Raw genomic sequence first — 18,976 nt, 5'->3', positions numbered from 1 at the left:
CGACGAGGGATGCCGGCTCCCGCCTGAAACGCGGCCGGCGGTTCGAACGTTTAAACTTGCCCGCCATGACGCGCATTTCCGAGCGCACCGTGCTGTTCGCCGACCTGCGTGGCAGCACCTCGCTGTACGAGGTCCTCGGCAATGCCGAGGCGACCTCGGTCGTCACCCACACGGTGACGACGGTGGCGCGCGCGGTGCCGGCTTGCGGGGGCCAGGTCATCAAGACGCTGGGCGATGGCCTGATGGCCGTCTTCGACGACTCGGCGCAAGGCCTGCTGGCGGCGCAGCAGATGCATGAAGACCTCGACCAGCTTGTCACGCGCGGCCGCGAACGCGGCGCGTCGGCCGGCCTGCGCGGCCTGCGGCTGCAGGTCGCTCTGGCCCGCGGCGAGATCGTCGAGATGGCCGGCGATTGTTATGGCGATGCCGTCAACGTCGCCGCCCGCCTGCTCGACCATGCCGGCGACAACGAGACGCTGATCACCGCCGAGGTGATGCGCGGGCTGCCGCTGGCCGCGCAGAAGCGCTTCCGCAACCTCGACTGGATGCACCTGCGCGGCCGCGCCGAGCCGGTGCAGGTGCACGTGCTCGGGGGCCGTCGCGGCATCAGCGACACCGCCGCGACGCAGTTCGGCATGGTGGCGCCGACCATGGAGCCCGAGGCCGTGCGGCTGATGTGGCTCGACAGCAATGAGGTCTACGACGGCGAGCACATGCCCGTCGTGCTGGGCCGCAGCCCGCAGGCGCACTTTCGTGTCGACGACTCGCGCGTCTCGCGCTCGCACGCGCGGCTCGACTGGCATGGCGGTGTCTTCCAGATCACCGACCTCAGCTACAACGGCACCTACGTGCGCTTCGCGAACGCGGAGGAAGTGGTCAGCCTGCGTCGCGGCAGCTGCACGCTGCACGGCAGCGGCGTGATCGGACTCGGCGGCTCGCCGACCGACCCGATGGCGCCGACGGTGCGCTTCGAGGTGCTGTCCTTCCTCGACACCGTGCCGCATCCGTCCTGAAGTGAGCGCCGTTTCCGCCCCGCCGCGGCGCGTGCTCTACGCCGAGGACGACCGCGTCGCCGCGCTGCTGTTCGCCGAAGCGCTGCGCGAACGGACCGACTACGAAGTGCAGATCGCCGAGGACGGCGCCGAGGCGCTGGCCATCGTGCGCGGCTGGTGCCCCCACGTGCTGGTGCTCGATGCCCACCTGCCCGATACCACCGGCGTCGAGCTGCTCGCGCAGCTGCGGGCCCTGGGCGGTCTGGCCGAGGTGCCGGCCTTCGTCTGCTCGGCCGACGATCAGCTCGACGACCAGCGGCGGCACCTCGCCGCCGGCTTCTGCGGTTACTGGGTCAAGCCGATCGACCGCCTGCGCCTGCTGGCCGATCTGGACCGGCTGGTCTCGGCCGCATGAGATTCGCTGCTGAACCGCCGCACGAGCACGGCCGCGCGGAACGCACGGCCGTACTGCTGGTGAACCTGGGTTCGCCCGCTGCGCCGACAGCCGCAGCGCTGCGCCGCTACCTGGCCGAGTTCCTGTCCGACCGGCGCGTCGTCGAGATCCCGAAGCCGCTCTGGTGGCTGCTGCTGCACGGCGTGCTGCTGCGCGTGCGGCCGAAGCAGTCGGCCGCCAAGTACGCGACGATCTGGACACCCGAGGGTTCGCCGCTGCTGAGCTGGTCGGCGCGCCAGGCCAAGCGGCTGCAGGGGGACCTGGGCGAACGTGGCCACCAGCTGCTGATCCGGTTCGCGATGCGCTATGGCGACCCGGCGATCCCGTCCGTGCTCGACGAGCTGAAGGCCGAGGGCGCCACCCGCATCCTGGTTCTGCCGCTGTACCCGCAGTACGCGGCGGCCACGACGGCCAGCACCTTCGACGCGGTCGCCGACTGGGCCCGCCGCGTCCGCCGCCTGCCCGAGTTGCGCTTCGTGAACCACTACCACGACGACGCCGGCTACCTCGATGCGCTGGCCGAGAGCGTGCGTGCGCACTGGCAGCGCGAAGGCCGCGCCGACAAGCTGGTGATGAGCTTCCACGGCCTGCCGGCGCGCACCCTGGCACTCGGCGATCCGTACCACTGCGAATGCCTCGCCACCGCGCGGCTGCTGGCCGAGCGCCTGCACCTGAAGCGGGACGACTATGTCGTCAGCTTCCAGAGCCGGCTCGGACGGGCGAAGTGGCTGCAGCCCTACACCGAGCCGACGCTGAAGAAGCTGGCTGCCGACGGCGTGCGCAGCATCGATGCGATCTGCCCCGGTTTCCCGGCCGACAACCTGGAGACGCTGGAGGAGATCGGCGTCGAGGGCAAGGCGGCGTTCCTAGGCGCCGGCGGCCGCGAGTTCCGGTTGATCCCGTGCCTCAACGACCGCGACGCCTGGATCCGCTCGCTGGCCGACCTGGTCGAACGGCATCTGCACGGCTGGCCCACGCGCCCGGCCGACGCCGCGGCGCTCGAGGCGCAGGCCCGCCGCGCCGTGGCCGCTGGCGCGGCGCGTTAGGCCCCGGCCTCAGGCACCCACCTCGCCGGCGTCCTCGGCGCGCGCCCGGCGCCGCGCGTGCCAGCCGACGACGCGGGGCAGCACCAGCACCGCCAGCACGACGACGATCAGCGTCGCCGACATCGGCCGCTCCAGGAACACGGTCCACTTGCCCTCGCCGATCGACAGCGCGTTGCGCATCTGCGCCTCGGCCAGCGGCCCGAGGATCATGCCGACGACCACCGGTGCCGCGGGGAACCCGAAGCGCCGCATCACGACGCCGAGCAGGCCGATGGCGTACAGCAGCACCAGGTCGAAGGCCGATTGCCGCATGCCGTAGACGCCGACGGTGGCGAAGATCAGGATGCCCGCGTACAGCGGCGCCTTGGGGATCTTCAGCAGCTTCACCCACAGGCCCACCAGCGGCAGGTTCAGGATCAGCAGCATCACGTTGCCGATGTACAGCGACGCGATCAGCGCCCACACCAGCGCGGCATTCTTGTCGAAGAGCTGCGGCCCCGGCTGGATGCCGTAGTTCTGGAAGGCACCGAGCAGGATCGCCGTGGTGTTCGAGGTCGGGATGCCCAGCGTCAGCAAGGGGATCAGCGTCGCGGTGATCGCCGCATTGTTCGCCGCCTCCGGACCTGCGACGCCCTCGATCGCGCCGGTGGTGCCGAACTCTTCCTTGTGCTTGGACAGCTTCTTCTCCGTCGCGTAGCTGAGGAAGGTCGGGATCTCGCTGCCGCCGGCGGGAATGGTGCCGAACGGGAAGCCGATGAAGGTCGCGCGCAGCCAGGCCGGCCACGAGCGGCGCCATTCGGCCGCCGTCATGTGCACCTTGCTCATGCGGTTCTGCGTCTCGACCTCGCGGCCCTGGTACAGCACCGCATACAGCGCCTCGGCGACGGCGAACAGGCCCACCGCGATCAGCACCACTTCGAGCCCGTCCATCAGCTCGGGCACGCCGCCGGTGTAGCGCGCCTGGCCGGTGATCTGGTCGATGCCCACCAGGCCCATCGCCAGGCCGACGAACAGCGCCGTCAGACCGCGCAGCGTGCTGCCGCCGAGCACGGCGCTGACCGTGCAGAAGGCCAGCACCATCAGCATGAAGTACTCGGGCGGCCCGAGCTTGACCGCGAACTCGGCGACCACCGGGGCGAACAAGGTGACCAGCACCGTGGCGATGGTGCCGGCGACGAAGGAGCCGATGGCGGCCGTGGCCAGCGCAGCGCCGGCACGGCCGCTCTTGGCCATCTTGTTGCCTTCCATCGCGGTGACCATCGAGCCGGCCTCGCCGGGCGTGTTCAGCAGGATCGAGGTCGTCGAGCCGCCGTACATCGCGCCGTAGTAGATGCCGGCGAAGAAGATCATCGACGCCGTCGGGTCGACCTTCAGCGTGATCGGCAGCAGCATCGCGACCGCCGTGGCCGGCCCGATGCCGGGCAGCACGCCGACCGCCGTGCCGATGGTGCAGCCGACGAGCGCCCACAGCAGGTTCACCGGCGTGCCGGCGGTCATGAAGCCCTGCAGCAACTGATTCCAGATTTCCATGTCCGTGCCGTCGGTGTCAGAGCCAGCCCGTGGCGGTGAGGCCCGGCAGGTTGATCGCCAGTGCCTTGGTGAACATCCAGTAGACCGGCGCCGAGATCGCGGCGCCGATCGCCGCGTCGGCCAGCCAGGCGCGCAAGCTCAGGTCGAGCCGGCCCTCGGCCGTCTTGAAGCCGCGCACCGCCAGCACGAAGCACAGCACGCAGCTGAGGATGAAGCCGATCGTCGTGATCAGCGCCGCGTTGGCCAGGATGCCGGCCGAGACCCAGACGAAGGCCGGCCAGTCGCCGCGTTCGGCGCCCTCCACCTCGTCGAGCTGGCGGAAGCCGCCGCTCAGCGCCTCGCGCAGCAGCAGACAGCCGCACAGCAGCATGCAGGCGGCCACGAGCCAAGGCAGGAAGTTGGGACCGACGCCGGCATAACCGGCGTCGCTCGAGATGCCGACGGCGCCGGCGGCGAGCAGCGCGCCGAGACCGAGCACGCCGGCGCCGACCAGCACCTGGGTCTTCATCAGATCATCCCGGACTTGACCATCACGGCGCGCAGGCTCGCGAATTCGTCGTCGACGAACTTGTCGAACTCCGGTCCCGTCATCAGCGCGGCGGTCCAGGCGTTCTTCTCCATCGCCTCGGACCAGGCCTTGCTCTTCGTGGCCTTGACGATCATCTCGGTCAGTGCCTTGCGCTGCTCGGCATTGATGCCGGGGGCGCCATAGACGCCGCGCCAGTTGCCGATGACGACGTTGATGCCCTGCTCCTTCAGCGTCGGCACGTCGATGCCCTTCAGCCGCTTGTCGGAGGTGACCGCCACCGCGCGCATCTTGCCGGCGCTGATGTACTCGGCGAACTCGCTGTAGCCGCTGCCGCCGATCGACACGTTGCCGCCCAGGATGGCCGCGGTCGCCTCACCGCCCCCCCGGAACGCGACGTAATTGATCTTCGACGGATCGACGCCCACTTCGCGCGCAATCATCGCTGCGGCGATGTGCTCGGTGGAACCCCGCGAGCCGCCGCCCCACTTGATGCTGCCGGGGTCCTTCTTCATCTGCTCGACGACGTCCTTCATCGTCTTGTACGGCGAGTTCGCCGGCAGCACGAAGACGTTGTACTCGCTGGTCAGGCGCGCCAGCGGCGTGGCCTGCGACAGCGTCACCGGCGGCTTGCCGGTGATGATGCCGCCGAGCATCACCGCACCCATCACCATCAGCGCGTTCGGATCGCCCTTGCTGCCGTTGACGAACTGCGCCAGGCCGATCGCGCCCGCGGCGCCGCCCTTGTTGTCGTAGTTCACCGACGACGCGACGCCCGCGTCCTGCAGCGCCTTGCCCAGCGCACGGCCGGTGGTGTCCCAGCCGCCGCCCGGGTTGGCCGGGATCATCATCTTCAGGTTCGCCGATGCGCGGGCGGACAACGGCAGCATGCCGGCCGCGGCCAGTGCAGCCATCGACTTCAAGAACATGTCGCGACGCATGGATGTCTCCTTGTCGGTTGGAAAGCAGCATGCATCGTGACCAGCCAGCCTGTCGATCGGCTGTCGACCGGGTTAGGGGAAGTCCTAACGTGTTAAGGCTCGTTACGACACCAAAACGCCCCCTCGGGCATCATCCGCCGCGACAAGAAGCAGCAAGAGCGGGCGTTGGGGCGGACCCCGCGATCACATCCAGCTCGGGGGAACCTTCATGAAGTCAGTACTCGGCGCCATCGCCTGCGCCATCGGCTTTGCCTTGACCGCGCCCGCCTGGGGCCAGCTGTCGGCGGTCGTCGCCATCGAACCCACGGCCCGCAAGAACGGGCTGCTGCTGTCGCGGCACGGCATGGAGGAGCAGCTGGGCAAGCTGCTGAACCAGCCGGTCAACGTGACGACCACAGAAGACCTGACCGACGCGATGCGCGCCACGCGCAGCGGCGGCTACGATGTCTTCATCGCGCCGGCGCAGGTGGTCGCGTCGGCGCTGGCGCACGGCTACGAACTGGTCGGCTCGACCGACCCGTCCGAACACTATCTGCTGGTCGGGCGCGAACGCCTGGCGTCGACCGCCGACATGCGCAAGGGCCGCATCTACCTGCCGCAGCAGGACTCGATCTACACCTACATGGCGCGCGGCATGCTGACCTCCAGCGGCCTGTCCTTCAAGGACCTCCGCACCGTGGAGTTCGCGCGTTATCCGCAGGCCGGCCTCACCGCGGTGAGTCTCGGGCTGAGCGACGCGACGGTGATCCGCCGCAGCGAATGGGATGCCTTCGCGCGCGAGAACCCGGGCGTCGCGAAGGTGCTGGCGAGCTCGGGCGCGGTGCCGGGCGGCTTCTCGGTCGCGGTCAGGAAGGACCTGCCGCCGGAGGTTCGCGCGAAGGTCAGCAAGTGGTTCGCCACGTCGGCCGGCGGCGTCGGCCTGAAGCCGGTGGCCATGCACTCGGAGCTGTCGCAGTACAAGGCGGTCGCGCAGCTGGGCACCTTCACGCCGACGCACCTGCCCGGCGCGACGGTGGTCAGCGCGGCCGACGTGCAGCAGCTGGTCGCCAAGGGCGCGGTGGTCGTCGACACGCGCAACGAGAAGGAGTACCGCGCCAAGCAGATCCCGGGCGCGGTCTTCGTGCCGTACCACGAGAAGAGCCTGAAGGACGTCGCGTACGACGCCAAGGCCGACGACTTCGCCGGCCTCGACAAGCTCGATGCCGCGAAGCCGACGGTCTTCCACTGCAATGGCGCCGAGTGCTGGAAGTCGTACAAGGCCAGCCGCGCCGCGATCGAGCGCGGCTTCAAGCAGGTCTACTGGTTCCGCGGCGGCCTGCCAGAATGGGAAGCCGCCGGGCTGCAGGTGCTCAAGCCCGACGTCGTGGCCAAACGCTGACCCCCGGACGCGGGGCGGAGCCCCGCGACGAACCTGCGATCATCCGCAGCCGATGAAGCTGCTGCTGATCGAGGACAACCCGACGATGCAGGCCACGCTGCAGCGTTCGTTCGAACGCCGCGGCATCCAGGTCGTCACCTGCGCGGACGGCGCGCGTGCCGTGGACCGGTGGCTCGCCAGCGTGCCCGATGTCGTGCTGCTGGACCTGAACCTGCCGGGGCTGGACGGGCTCGAGGTGCTGGCGCGCGCGCGCGGCGCCGGTCTGGCGACGCCGGTGATCATCCTGACCGCGCGCGGCGCGGTCGGCGACCGCATCCTCGGCCTCAACACCGGCGCCGACGACTACCTGCCCAAGCCTTTCGACCTGGACGAGCTCGAGGCCCGCGTGCGCGCGCTGGCGCGCCGCGGCGCGTCGAGCGGCAGCACCGAAGGCCCGGCGCGCACCGAAGCTCCCGAGTACTGCGGCCTGCGCGTCGATGCGGCCAGCGGCGCGATCTACCAGCGCGGCACCCCGCTGGAGCTGGCGCCGCGCGAGGCGGCTCTGCTGCGCGCGCTGCTCGCACGCCCGGGCCAGGCGGTGGCCAAGGAACGCCTCACCGAGCTGGTCTTCGCCGACGAGGCCGACGTGCAGCCGGACGCGATCGAGGTCGTCGCTTACCGGCTGCGCAAGAAGCTCGCGGCCACCGATCTGAAGCTCGTCACCTTGCGCGGGCTCGGCTACCTCGTCGCGCCGCAGTGATCACCGCAGCCGCCATCCGGAGGCCGGCGTGAAGCGCTGGCTCGCGTCGCGCCTGGCGCACCTGTCGATGCGCAGCCGGCTGCTGCTGGGCATCCTGCTGCCGGTGCTCGCACTGGTCGCCTTCAATGCCTTCAGCCTCTACCGCCAGGCGCTGCGCGCCGCGGACACCGCGTACGACCGCACCCTGCTGGCCTCGGCCAAGGCCATCGGCGAACTGCTCGAAGTGACCGGCGAACGCGGGGCACCGCGGCTGCGCGCGGCGGTGCCCTACTCCGCGCTGGAGGCCTTCGAGGCCGACAACCGCAGCCGCACGTACTTCAAGGTCACCGGCTTCGACGGCGAGATGGTCTCCGGCTTCGAGGACCTGCCGGTCTGGCGCGGCCGACTGCCGGACCGCGGCATCTACGCCGCGCTGGTCGACTTCTACGACGACCGCTACCAGGGCGAGCCGGTGCGCGTCGCGGTGCTGCTGCAGCCGGTGGCAGGCCTGTCCGGCCAGGGCATGGCGACGATCCAGGTGGCCGAGACGCTGGAGCTGCGCAAGACGCTGGCGCGGCAGCTGCTCGTCGACACGCTGTGGCGGCAGGCCGCGCTGGTGGCCGTGATCGCGACGGTGGTGGTGTGGGTCGTGCGGCGCGCGACTCGGCCGGTGCATGCGCTGTCGGCGGCGATCAAGGCGCGAGACCCGGACGACGTGTCGCCGATCGAGGCGCCGCAGGCACCGCGCGAGCTGATGCCACTGGTCGACGCCACCAACGACGCGATGGCCCGCGTCGCCGACCTCGTCGCGCACCAGAAGCGTTTCGTGCGCGACGCCTCGCACCAGCTGCGCACGCCTCTGGCCGTGCTGAAGACGCAGCTGCAGTCGGCGCAGCGCGGCGACGTGCCGCCCGAGCAGGCGCTGCGCGAGATCGCGCAGACGGTCGACGGCGCCACCCAGCTGGCCAACCAGATGCTCGCGCTGGCGAAGGTCGAACAGCTGCGCCAGCAGGGCGACGCCGGCCCGCAGGACTGGTCGGAGGTGGTGCGCGGCGTCGCGCTCGACCTGGCGCCGCTGATCGCCGACGCCGAGCTCGACTTCGAGCTCGACCTCGCACCGGGCCTGCAGGTGCGCGGCCACGAGTGGGCGCTGCGCGAGTTGGTGCGCAACCTGCTGCACAACGCGATCAAGCACCTGCCGCACGGGGGCCGGCTCGTCGTGCGGCTGTCCGCAGAGGGTCCGGACGCGCAGTTGGGCATCGTCGACAGCGGTCCCGGCCTGCCCCCGGGCCTGCAGGAGCGCCTGTTCCAGCCCTTCGCCGCCGGACCGGCGAGTTCGGGGTCCGGCCTCGGGCTCGCGATTTGCCGCGAGATCGTGCAGTCGCTCGACGGCAGCCTGGTCGTGCAGAACCGGACCGGCGACGACGGCGGCGTGGACGGACTCGAAGCGCGGGTCCGCCTGCCGCTGGCGGCGCCCCCGACCGCAACGACCGGCTGAGCCGGCGGCCGGGCGGCGGCAAAATTGCAGCCCATGGATTCCCCGACGACGACGCTGCGCCTGGACAAGTGGCTCTGGGCCGCGCGCTTCTACAAGACCCGATCGTTGGCCGCCGACGAGATCGGCAAGGGCCGGGTCAGCGTCAACGGCCAGGTGGCCAAGCCTTCGCGTGAGCTGCGCATCGACGATCTGGTCGAACTGCGCCAGCCGCAGGGCGTGCGTACAGTCGCCGTGCGCGGCATCAGCGCTGTGCGCGGTCCGGCGCCGGTGGCGCAGGCGCTGTACGAGGAGACGCCCGACAGCATCGCCGCCCGCGCCAAGGCCGCCGAGGCGCGGCGCCTGGCCGCCGAGCCGGCCCTGAGCATCGAGCAGGGCCGCCCGACCAAGCGCGACCGCCGCGAGCTGCAGCGCACCCAGGTCGAGTGGCAGCGCTGGAGCGCCTCGGTCGACGACGAGCCCTGACCGTTCGCAACATCCCGCAAGAACCCCTCTTGAAGCTGCGGGCATCTGCCCCATATCGCCAGCGACCGCCTGAAAGACGAGCCTCACCATGACAACGAACTTCCCGGAGAACGATTCCCGCGTTCCGCCCTCGGCCGAAGGTGCCACCGGTGCCTCGGCCAACCCCGCCGGCCCGTCGCCGGCGGCCAACCCCGGCGCCGCGCCGGCCCAGCCGACGGCCGAGCAGCGCCTGGCGGAGCTGGAAACGAAGCACAACGAGCTGTCCGACGCCTTCCTGCGCGCCAAGGCCGAGGCCGAGAACGCGCGCCGCCGTGCCGACGAGGAAGTCAGCAAGGCGCGCAAGTTCTCGATCGAGTCCTTCGCCGAGAGCCTGCTGCCCGTCAAGGACAGCCTGGAAGCCGCGATCGCCATGCCCGACGCCAGCACCGAGAAGGTGCTCGAGGGCGTGCACGCGACGCTGCGCCAGCTGGTCGCAGCGCTGGAGCGCAACAAGGTGATGCAGATCGCGCCGCCGCCCGGCACGAAGTTCGACCCGCACCAGCACCAGGCGATCAGCATGGTGCCGGCCGAGCAGGAAGCGAACACCGTGGTCGCGGTGCTGCAGAAGGGCTACCTGATCGCCGACCGCGTGCTGCGGCCGGCGCTGGTCACGGTGGCGGCGCCCAAGTGAGCATTCTCCGGCCGGGCCCTTGAAAGCCGCGCACTGGACCACAACTCGACGACAACCAGATACCAAACTCAGGAGTAACCCATGGGCAAGATCATCGGCATCGACCTCGGCACCACCAATTCGTGCGTGGCGGTGATGGAAGGCAATACGACGCGCGTCATCGAGAACAGCGAAGGCGCCCGCACGACGCCGTCGATCATCGCCTACCAGGAAGACGGTGAAGTGCTGGTCGGCGCGTCGGCCAAGCGCCAGGCCGTCACCAATCCGAAGCACACCTTCTATGCGGTCAAGCGCCTGATCGGCCGCAAGTTCACCGAGAAGGAAGTGCAGAAGGACATCAACCTGATGCCCTACAAGATCGTCGCCGCCGACAACGGCGACGCGTGGATCGAGGAGCGCGGCAAGAAGCTGGCGCCGCCGCAGATCAGCGCCGAAGTGCTGCGCAAGATGAAGAAGACCGCCGAGGACTACCTCGGCGAAGAGGTCACCGAGGCCGTGATCACGGTGCCCGCCTACTTCAACGACAGCCAGCGCCAAGCCACCAAGGACGCCGGCCGCATCGCCGGCCTGGACGTCAAGCGCATCATCAACGAGCCGACCGCGGCGGCGCTGGCCTTCGGCCTCGACAAGCACGGCAAGGGCGATCGCAAGATCGCGGTGTTCGACCTCGGCGGCGGCACCTTCGACATCTCGATCATCGAGATCGCCGATGTCGACGGCGAGAAGCAGTTCGAGGTGCTGTCGACCAACGGCGACACCTTCCTCGGCGGCGAGGACTTCGACCAGCGCATCATCGACTACATCGTCACCGAGTTCCGCAAGGAGCAGGGCGTCGACCTGACGAAGGACGTGCTCGCGCTGCAGCGCCTGAAGGAAGCGGCCGAGAAGGCCAAGATCGAGCTGTCCAACAGCACGCAGACCGACGTCAACCTGCCCTACATCACGGCCGACGCGTCGGGTCCGAAGCACCTGAACATCAAGCTCACGCGCGCGAAGCTCGAGAGCCTGGTCGACGAGCTGGTCGAGCGCACGATCGAGCCCTGCCGCATCGCGGTGAAGGACGCCGGCGTCAAGCTGTCGGACATCGACGACGTGATCCTGGTCGGCGGCATGACCCGCATGCCGAAGGTGCAGGAGAAGGTCAAGGAGTTCTTCGGCAAGGAGCCGCGCAAGGACGTCAATCCGGATGAAGCGGTGGCCGTCGGCGCCGCGATCCAGGGCCAGGTGCTGTCGGGCGACCGCAAGGACGTGCTGCTGCTGGACGTCACGCCGCTGTCGCTGGGCATCGAGACCCTGGGCGGCGTGATGACCAAGATGATCAAGAAGAACACCACGATCCCGACCAAGTTCAGCCAGGTGTTCTCGACCGCTGACGACAACCAGCCGGCGGTGACGATCAAGGTGTTCCAGGGCGAGCGCGAGATGGCCTCCGGCAACAAGAGCCTGGGCGAGTTCAACCTCGAGGGCATCCCGCCGGCGCCGCGCGGCCTGCCGCAGATCGAGGTCACCTTCGACATCGACGCCAACGGCATCCTGCACGTCAACGCCAAGGACAAGGGCACCGGCAAGGAAAACAAGATCACGATCAAGGCCAACTCCGGCCTGTCGGAAGACGAGATCCAGAAGATGGTCAAGGACGCGGAGCTCAACGCCGCCGAGGACCACAAGAAGCTGGAGCTGGTGCAGGCCCGCAACCAGGCCGACGCGATGCTGCACTCGGTGAAGAAGAGCCTCGGCGAGCACGGCGACAAGCTCGACGGCGGCGAGAAGGAGAAGATCGAGGCCGCGCTGAAGGACGTCGAGGAAGCGCTGAAGGGCGACGACAAGGCGGACATCGAGGCCAAGACCGAAGCGCTGATGACCGCCAGCCAGAAGCTGGGCGAGAAGATGTACGCCGAGCAGGCCGCGGCTGCCGGGGCCGCCGCCGGGTCCGCGGGTGCGGCGCCGGGTGCCGGCGCCGAAGCGCCGAAGGCCGACAGCAAGCCGGCCGACGACAACGTGGTCGACGCGGAGTTCAAGGAAGTCAAGAAGTGACATCGGTCGCAGCCCGAACGGGCTGCGCCGCTGGCTCGCCGCGTTCGAGGCGTCAGACTCCGTCTGCGCTTCCACGCGGCGCGTTCATTTCCGACAGCTGAAGGTTTTCCATGGCGAAGCGCGACTACTACGACGTGCTCGGCGTTCCGAAGAACGCCACAGACGACGACATCAAGAAGGCCTACCGCAAGCTGGCCATGAAGTACCACCCTGACCGCAACCAGGGTGAGGACGCGAAGAAGGCGGAGGAGAAGTTCAAGGAGGCCAAGGAGGCCTACGAGATGCTCTCCGAGCCGCCCAAGCGCGCGGCCTACGATCAGTACGGCCATGCCGGCGTCGACCCCAACGCCGCCGGCATGGGCGGCGGTTTCCGCGGCGGCCCCGAAGGCTTCGGCGGCTTCGCCGAGGCCTTCGGCGACATCTTCGGCGACATCTTCAACGGCGGCGGCCGGCGCGGCGGCGGCGGACCGCAGGTCTACCGCGGCTCCGACCTGTCGTACGCGATGGAGATCACGCTGGAGGAAGCGGCCGGCGGCAAGGACGCGCAGATCCGCATCCCCAGCTGGGACACCTGCGACACCTGCCACGGCACCGGCGCCAAGCCCGGCACCAGCGCGAAGACCTGCACCAGCTGCAACGGCGCCGGCACGGTGCACATGCGCCAGGGCTTCTTCAGCATCCAGCAGACCTGCCCCCACTGCCATGGCTCGGGCAAGGTGATCCCCGAGCCCTGCACCACCTGCAACGGCGCCGGCAAGCTCAAGCGCCAGAAGACGCTGGAGGTGAAGATCCCCGCCGGCATCAACGAAGGCATGCGCATCCGCTCGGCCGGCAACGGCGAGCCGGGCACCAACGGCGGCCCGGCGGGCGACCTGTACATCGAGATCCGCATCAAGGAACACGAGATCTTCGAGCGCGACGGCGACGACCTGCACTGCACGGTGCCGGTGACGCTGATCACCGCCGCGCTCGGCGGCACGATGGAGGTGCCCACGCTCGGTGGCAAGGCGGAGATCGAGCTGCCCGAGGGCACGCAGCACGGCAAGACCTTCCGGCTGCGCGGCAAGGGCATCAAGGGCCTGCGCTCGAGCTATCCCGGCGACCTGTACTGCCACGTCGCGGTCGAGACGCCGGTCAAGCTGACCGAGCACCAGAAGAAGCTGCTGCGCGAGCTCGACGAATCGCTGAAGAAGGGCGGCGACAAACATTCGCCGAACGCCAAGAGCTGGACCGACCGGGTCAAGGACCTGTTCAAGTAAGCGGATGGGCGTGGCCACCGGCCCGCCCCCACCCGTCCTGATCGCCCGCGCGGCCGGCAAGCCGGCCGAATTGCGCCGGTAAACGCGCGCAATTGGTGCATTCCAGCCGCGGCCGCAGGCTCAAGGCCGCGGCCGCGGCCGCCGATATCGCAGACAGCAACCGCTCCAGGCGTACTCCATGCTGTCCCTGACCGCTTCCCTCTCCGCTGCACCCCGGCGCGCCGCCGACCCCACCAGGTGGGTCCCGGCGTGCTGATCGACCGCGACATCGACCAGGCGCACGCGCTGGTCATCGACAGCAACGTCACCTCCCGCAGCGTGATGGCCGCGCAGCTGCGCGACCTGGGCGTCGGCCACGTCAAGCAGACCGGCCGCGTCACCGAAGCGCGCCTGGCCCTCGAGCAGCGCCCGTACGACATCGTGCTGTGCGACTACCACTTCGAGGGCACCGACATGTCGGGCCAGGACCTGCTGGACGAGCTGCGGCGCGAGAACCAGCTGCCGTACTCGACCGTGTTCATCATGGTCACCGGCGACGCCACCTACTCGAAGGTGGTCGAGGCGGCCGAATCCGCGCTCGACAGCTACCTGCTCAAGCCCTACACCGCGCAGGCGCTCGGCGAACGCCTGATCGAGGCGCGCCGCCGCAAGCGCGTGCTGTGCGACATCTTCGACGCGATGGAACGCGGCCAGCTGGACGTTGCCGTGAAGATCTGCCTGCGCCGCTACCAGGGCCGCGAGTCGTACTGGCTGTTCTGCGCACGCCTGGCCGCCGAGCTGCTGCTGAAGCTGGACCGCCACGACGACGCACGCCAGGTCTACGACACGGTTGCCAAGGAAAAGAACATCCCGTGGGCCCGCCTCGGCGTGTCGCGGGCCCAGTTCGCCGCCGGCGAAGTGAACCCGGCGCGACGCAGCGTCGAGGCGCTGCTGCGCGAATGCCCCGAGCATGCCGACGCCTACGACGTGCTGGGCAGCCTGCAGGTCGACCAGGGAGAACTGGCGCAGGCGCTGGTCACCTACCGTACCGCGTCGCAGCTGACGCCGGGCTGCCTGCTGCGGCTGCAGCACTGCGGCACGCTGGCTTTCTACCAGGGTGAGCGCGAGGAAGCGCTGCGGCTGCTGGAGCGTACCGCCGGCATGGGCATCAAGAGCAAGCTGTTCGATGCGCTGACGCTGCTGCTGATCGCCTTCCTGCGCTACGACACCGCCGATCCGAAGGGCCTGGTCGTCGCGCACGACCAGATCAAGCGCTTCTGCGAACGGCATCCGGAATCGAAGCGCCTGCAGCGGCTCGAGAAGGCCGCCAGTGCGCTGCGCCTGCTGATGACGCGCAACGTCGACGAGGCGATCGCCGTCGCCCGCGATCTGGCCGATGGCATCAACAGCGACGCGTTCGATGTCGAGGCCTCGAACATCGTGCTCGCGCTGTGGACCCGCCTGCCCGAGAAGGACGTGCCGGCCGGCGAGCTCGACCAGCTGGCGCGCACGATCGCGATGCGCTTCTGCGTCTCGAAGGCGGTCACCGAGGTGCTGGTCGCGTCGGCGCAGCGCAAGGAGCCGCTGCTGTCGACGATCCGCAGCTGCCAGGCCGAGATCACAGCGATCGCCGAGGAGGCGATGGCGCATTCGGTGCGCGGCAAGCCGCGTTCGGCGGTCGAATCGCTGCTCAGCAAGGGCACCGATACGCGCAACGCGAAGCTGATCGAGATGGCCGGCCTCGTCGCCCGGCGCCACGCCGAGGCGATCGAAGACCGCGACTCGCTGCTCGCCGAAGCGGCCACCCTGCAGAAGCGCTTCTGCCAGCCGATCACGCACCTGGCCGGCGTGCGCCGCACCGGCCGTTCGCCGGGCGGCCTGGTGCTGCGGACCTGAGACGCCGGCGATCCGCGCCTAGAACAGCGACGCCTGGCGCGGCGTGCCGTCGTCCTCGAGCGGACCCGGACGTCGGAACTGCGTCAGGTCGAGCTCGACGCGCTGGCGGTTGTAGCCGAGCCGCGCACACGCCTTCTCGAAACGCTGCCGCAGCAGCTGCGCCCACAGCCCCTGCCCGGTCATGCGGCTGCCGAAGCGCGCGTCGTTGTCCTTGCCGCCCCGCATCTCGCGCAGCCGGGCCATCACGCGAAGCGCCTTGTCCGGAAAGTGCTGCTGCAGCCAATCCTGGAACAGCGGATTCACTTCCCACGGCAGGCGCAGCACGATGCTGAAGGCGGAGGTCGCGCCGGCTTCGCGTGCCGCTTCGAGGATGCGCTCGAGCTCGGGTTCGTTGAGGAACGGGATCACCGGCGACACGCTGACGCCCACCGGCACGCCGGCCTTGGCCAGCGTCTCGATCGCCCTCAACCGCCGGTGCGGCGCCGCCGCGCGCGGCTCCATCACCCGTGCCAGCGCCGGGTCGAGCGAAGTGATCGACAGGTATACCGCGGCCAGCCGCCGCTCGGCCATCGGGGCGATCAGGTCGAGGTCGCGCTCGACGCCGGCGGACTTGGTGATCAGCGAGAAGGCATGGTTGAAGTCCTTCAGCACCTCGATCACCGAACGGGTGATCCCCAGCCGGCGCTCGACCGGCTGGTAGCAGTCGGTCGCCGAGCCGATGTTGAGTGCCAGCGGCGTGTAGGCGCGCGCGGACAGCGCCTGGCGCAGGCGCTCCGCGGCATTGACCTTCGCGATGATGCGGGTCTCGAAGTCGATGCCCGGTGACAGGTTCAGGTAGCTGTGCGTCGGCCGGGCGTAGCAGTAGATGCAGCCGTGCTCGCAGCCGCGGTACGGGTTGATCGACAGGTCGAAGCCGATGTCCGGCGAATCGTTGCCGGCAAGGATGGTCTTGACGTGTTCTTCGAGCACCTGTGTGCCCACGGGCAACACTTCTTCCGAAGCCGCCTGCTCCAGCGTGCCCCAGCCGTCGTCGAAGGCTTCGCGCTGGTCGCGGTTGAAGCGATGCGCGAGCGCCCACGCGGTGCCGCGCCCCTTGACCGGCGCGTGGCCGGGCGTGGCCGGCGCTTCGCCGGCCGCCGGGACGATGGGGATCCGACGCATGCTGTGAATATATACAGCACCTGTGGATCCGTCCAGGACCCAGACCCCGCCGCTTCGATCCACCGGACCGAGCGGCAAGGCCGCTTCAGTATTCGCCGCTGCCGAACGAGCCCGGGGCGAGGTTGTCGAACTTCGTGTGGTGCTTGATGAAGGCCAGCTTCACCGTGCCCACCGGTCCGTTGCGCTGCTTGCCGATGATGATCTCGGCGACGCCCGGCTCCTTCGTCGGCGTCGGGCCGTCGGGCTTGTTGTAGTACTCGTCGCGGTAGATGAACATGATCACGTCCGCGTCCTGCTCGATGGCGCCGGATTCGCGCAGGTCGCTCATCATCGGCCGCTTGTCGGTGCGGGTCTCGACCGAGCGGTTCAGCTGCGACAGCGCGATCACCGGGCACTGCAGCTCCTTGGCCAGCGCCTTCAGGCCGCGCGAGATCTCCGACAGTTCGGTCGCGCGGTTCTCGCCGTCGGACTTCGACGTGCCGCTCATCAGCTGCAGGTAGTCGATGACGATCAGGCCGACGGTGCCGTGCTGGCGCGCCATGCGGCGCGCGCGGGCGCGCAGTTCCGCGGGGTTCAGGCCCGGCGTCTCGTCGATGTACATCGGCGCCTTGGCGAGCTTGTCGACCGCCTCGGTCAGGCGCCCCCACTCGTCGTCCTTGATGCGGCCGGTGCGCAGCCCGCTCTGGTCGATGCGGCCGAGCGAGCCGACCATGCGCAGCGCCAGCTGCGACGCGCCCATTTCCATCGAGAACACCAGCACCGGCAGGCCTTCCTGCACGGCGACGTTCTCGGCAATGTTCAGCGCGAACGCGGTCTTGCCCATCGAGGGACGCGCCGCAAGGATCACGAGGTCGCCCTTCTGCAGGCCGGCCGTCATGCGGTCCATGTCGTAGAAGCCGGTGCGCACGCCGGTGACGTCCTCGGCCCCGTTCTCGGCGAGCTCGGTGACGCGGTCGATCAGCTCGACCGCCAGCTGGCTGATGCTGAGGAAGCCCTGCTTGCCGCGCGAGCCTTCCTCGCCGATCTTGAAGATCCGGCCCTCGGCCTCGTCGAGGATCTGCGAGACCGCGCGGCCCTGCGGGTTGAAGGCGTTGGTGGCGATCTCGTCGGACGCCGAGATCAGCTTGCGCAGGATCGCGCGCTCGCGCACGATCTCGGCATAACGCCTCAAGTTGGCGGCACTGGGCACGCTCTGCGCCAGCGCGTTGAGGTACGCGAGGCCACCGCAGGCGTCGGCCTTGCCGTTGCTCTGCAGGCGCTCGTACACCGTGATCACGTCGGCCGGCTTGCTGGCATTGATCAGCGCGGCGATGGCGTTGAAGATCTCGCGGTGCTCGTAGCGGTAGAAGTCGCTGTCGGTGATCAGGTCGCCGGCGCGGTCCCAGGCCAGGTTGTCCAGCAGCAGGCCGCCGAGCACGCTCTGCTCGGCCTCGTTCGAATGCGGCGGGATGCGCAGCCGCGCGACCTCGTCGTCGGCGGGTGGGGAATCAGCGGAGCGGAAGACGGCGGACATGGGCGCTGGCGATGATACGGCCGCCCTTCGCGCCAGCCTGTGGACAGTGCTGTGGATGAGCGGGGGAGCTTCGGTGCACAGCGGTGGAAAACCGCACACCCATGAAAAAGGGCCGGCGGTGCCGGCCCTTCGAACGCGGAGCGGAAGCCTTATTCGGCTTCGGGCACCACGTGAACGGCGATCTCGACGACCACGTCGGTGTGCGCGGCCACCGACACCGGGTGCTCGCCGACGGTCTTCAGCGGACCGGTGGGCAGGCGCACCTGGGCCTTGGCGATGTCGAAACCGGCCTTCTTCAGCGCGTCGGCGATGTCGGCGTTGGTCACCGAGCCGAACAGGCGGCCGTCGACGCCGGCCTTCTGCGCGATCGTCACGGTCTTGCCGGCGAGCTTCTCGCCCAGCGACTGCGCACCGGCGAGCTTGTCGGCGGCGGCCTTCTCGAGCTCGGCGCGGCGGGCCTCGAATTCCTTGATCGCGGTTTCCGTCGCACGGCGGGCGCGCTTGGTCGGAATCAGGAAATTGCGGGCGTAGCCGTCCTTGACCTTGACCACGTCACCCAGGTTGCCCAGGTTGGCGACCTTGTCGAGCAGGATCACTTGCATGTTGTTCTCTCCTCGCTCAGACGCGGTGCTGGTCGCTGTACGGCAGCAGCGCCAGGAAGCGGGCGCGCTTGATCGCGGTGGTCAGCTGGCGCTGGTAGAACGCGCGCGTGCCGGTCAGGCGGGCCGGCGTGATCTTGCCGTTCTCGCCGACGAAATCGCGCAGCACGTCGACGTCCTTGTAGTCGATCTCTTCGACACCGGCGACGGTGAAGCGGCAGAAGCGCTTGCGCTTGAACAGCAGCGACTGCTGGTTGCGCTTGGGCTTGCGGTCCTTGGAAAACTTGCCTTTACCACGGGGCGGGGGCATGGTGCACCTC

18 protein-coding genes are annotated in these 18,976 nt (G+C 69.4%); 11 read left to right on the top strand and 7 right to left on the bottom strand.

Features of this window, described 5'->3' with window-relative positions:
- Nucleotides 1–65 precede the first annotated feature (65 nt).
- The 3 genes from P1K89_RS13980 to hemH are packed head-to-tail and all read left to right on the top strand — an operon-like array spanning nt 66 to nt 2,492.
- Nucleotides 66–1,013, top strand: a complete 948-nt coding sequence (locus tag P1K89_RS13980; RefSeq protein WP_284617049.1) for an adenylate/guanylate cyclase domain-containing protein — start codon at nt 66–68, stop codon at nt 1,011–1,013.
- A gap of 1 nt (nt 1,014) precedes the next feature.
- The gene (locus tag P1K89_RS13975) at nt 1,015–1,407 is read left to right on the top strand and encodes a response regulator (protein ID WP_284617048.1); all 393 of its coding nucleotides are present in this window, start codon (nt 1,015–1,017) and stop codon (nt 1,405–1,407) included.
- Nucleotides 1,404–2,492: a ferrochelatase gene (gene hemH / locus P1K89_RS13970; RefSeq protein WP_284617047.1), complete on the top strand. Its 1,089-nt coding sequence runs from the start codon at nt 1,404–1,406 to the stop codon at nt 2,490–2,492. Before P1K89_RS13975 ends, hemH begins: the two co-directional genes overlap by 4 nt.
- 9 nt (nt 2,493–2,501) lie before the next feature.
- Here hemH and P1K89_RS13965 read toward each other — a convergent pair whose 3' ends face one another.
- From P1K89_RS13965 to P1K89_RS13955, 3 genes are read right to left on the bottom strand one after another with little or no spacing between them, the layout of a single operon-like run.
- A complete protein-coding gene (locus tag P1K89_RS13965) occupies nt 2,502–4,022 on the bottom strand; it encodes a tripartite tricarboxylate transporter permease (RefSeq protein WP_284617046.1) in 1,521 nt (506 codons plus the stop codon).
- Nucleotides 4,023–4,038: 16 nt separating this feature from the next.
- Nucleotides 4,039–4,530 (bottom strand): tripartite tricarboxylate transporter TctB family protein, encoded by a 492-nt coding sequence (locus P1K89_RS13960; protein WP_284617045.1) that lies wholly within the window; start codon nt 4,528–4,530, stop codon nt 4,039–4,041.
- Nucleotides 4,530–5,489: a Bug family tripartite tricarboxylate transporter substrate binding protein gene (locus P1K89_RS13955; protein ID WP_284617044.1), complete on the bottom strand. Its 960-nt coding sequence runs from the start codon at nt 5,487–5,489 to the stop codon at nt 4,530–4,532. Before P1K89_RS13955 ends, P1K89_RS13960 begins: the two co-directional genes overlap by 1 nt.
- A 208-nt stretch (nt 5,490–5,697) precedes the next feature.
- Between P1K89_RS13955 and P1K89_RS13950 the strand changes: the two genes are divergently transcribed.
- The 8 genes from P1K89_RS13950 (at nt 5,698) to P1K89_RS13915 (ending at nt 15,383) form a co-directional block, all read left to right on the top strand.
- Nucleotides 5,698–6,867 carry a rhodanese-like domain-containing protein gene (locus tag P1K89_RS13950; protein WP_284617043.1) on the top strand — a complete coding sequence of 390 codons (1,170 nt, stop codon included), beginning with the start codon at nt 5,698–5,700 and terminating at the stop codon, nt 6,865–6,867.
- Between the two features lie 52 nt (nt 6,868–6,919).
- Nucleotides 6,920–7,606, top strand: a complete 687-nt coding sequence (locus P1K89_RS13945; RefSeq protein WP_284617042.1) for a response regulator transcription factor — start codon at nt 6,920–6,922, stop codon at nt 7,604–7,606.
- A 67-nt stretch (nt 7,607–7,673) separates the two neighbouring features.
- Complete coding sequence (locus tag P1K89_RS13940; protein ID WP_284617509.1) at nt 7,674–9,083, top strand: sensor histidine kinase; 1,410 nt, start codon at nt 7,674–7,676, stop codon at nt 9,081–9,083.
- Between the two features lie 33 nt (nt 9,084–9,116).
- Nucleotides 9,117–9,545, top strand: a complete 429-nt coding sequence (locus P1K89_RS13935; RefSeq protein WP_284617041.1) for an Hsp15 family ribosome-associated heat shock protein — start codon at nt 9,117–9,119, stop codon at nt 9,543–9,545.
- Nucleotides 9,546–9,633: 88 nt separating this feature from the next.
- Nucleotides 9,634–10,215: a nucleotide exchange factor GrpE gene (grpE, locus tag P1K89_RS13930; RefSeq protein ID WP_284617040.1), complete on the top strand. Its 582-nt coding sequence runs from the start codon at nt 9,634–9,636 to the stop codon at nt 10,213–10,215.
- A gap of 81 nt (nt 10,216–10,296) precedes the next feature.
- Nucleotides 10,297–12,249 (top strand): molecular chaperone DnaK, encoded by a 1,953-nt coding sequence (gene dnaK, locus P1K89_RS13925; RefSeq protein ID WP_284617039.1) that lies wholly within the window; start codon nt 10,297–10,299, stop codon nt 12,247–12,249.
- 110 nt (nt 12,250–12,359) lie between these two features.
- On the top strand, nt 12,360–13,508 hold the full coding sequence (gene dnaJ / locus P1K89_RS13920) for a molecular chaperone DnaJ (RefSeq protein ID WP_284617038.1): 1,149 nt from the start codon (nt 12,360–12,362) through the stop codon (nt 13,506–13,508).
- Between the two features lie 249 nt (nt 13,509–13,757).
- Nucleotides 13,758–15,383, top strand: a complete 1,626-nt coding sequence (locus P1K89_RS13915) for a response regulator (RefSeq protein WP_284617037.1) — start codon at nt 13,758–13,760, stop codon at nt 15,381–15,383.
- Nucleotides 15,384–15,401: 18 nt separating this feature from the next.
- On the opposite strand, the gene P1K89_RS13910 is transcribed toward P1K89_RS13915, so the two are convergent.
- The 4 genes from P1K89_RS13910 to rpsR form a co-directional block, all read right to left on the bottom strand.
- Nucleotides 15,402–16,544 carry a PA0069 family radical SAM protein gene (locus P1K89_RS13910; RefSeq protein ID WP_284617036.1) on the bottom strand — a complete coding sequence of 381 codons (1,143 nt, stop codon included), beginning with the start codon at nt 16,542–16,544 and terminating at the stop codon, nt 15,402–15,404.
- Between the two features lie 85 nt (nt 16,545–16,629).
- Complete coding sequence (gene dnaB, locus P1K89_RS13905; protein WP_284617035.1) at nt 16,630–18,057, bottom strand: replicative DNA helicase; 1,428 nt, start codon at nt 18,055–18,057, stop codon at nt 16,630–16,632.
- Nucleotides 18,058–18,206: 149 nt separating this feature from the next.
- The gene (rplI, locus tag P1K89_RS13900) at nt 18,207–18,659 is read right to left on the bottom strand and encodes a 50S ribosomal protein L9 (RefSeq protein ID WP_284617034.1); all 453 of its coding nucleotides are present in this window, start codon (nt 18,657–18,659) and stop codon (nt 18,207–18,209) included.
- A 16-nt stretch (nt 18,660–18,675) separates the two neighbouring features.
- Nucleotides 18,676–18,966: a 30S ribosomal protein S18 gene (rpsR, locus tag P1K89_RS13895; protein WP_284617033.1), complete on the bottom strand. Its 291-nt coding sequence runs from the start codon at nt 18,964–18,966 to the stop codon at nt 18,676–18,678.
- Between the last annotated feature and the right edge of the window lie 10 nt (nt 18,967–18,976).

Source organism: Aquabacterium humicola (assembly GCF_030167915.1).
GTDB lineage: Bacteria > Pseudomonadota > Gammaproteobacteria > Burkholderiales > Burkholderiaceae_C > Pseudaquabacterium > Pseudaquabacterium humicola.
The sequence above is the reverse complement of the archived record's forward strand: the minus strand, read 5'-3'. Positions and strand labels throughout refer to the sequence as shown.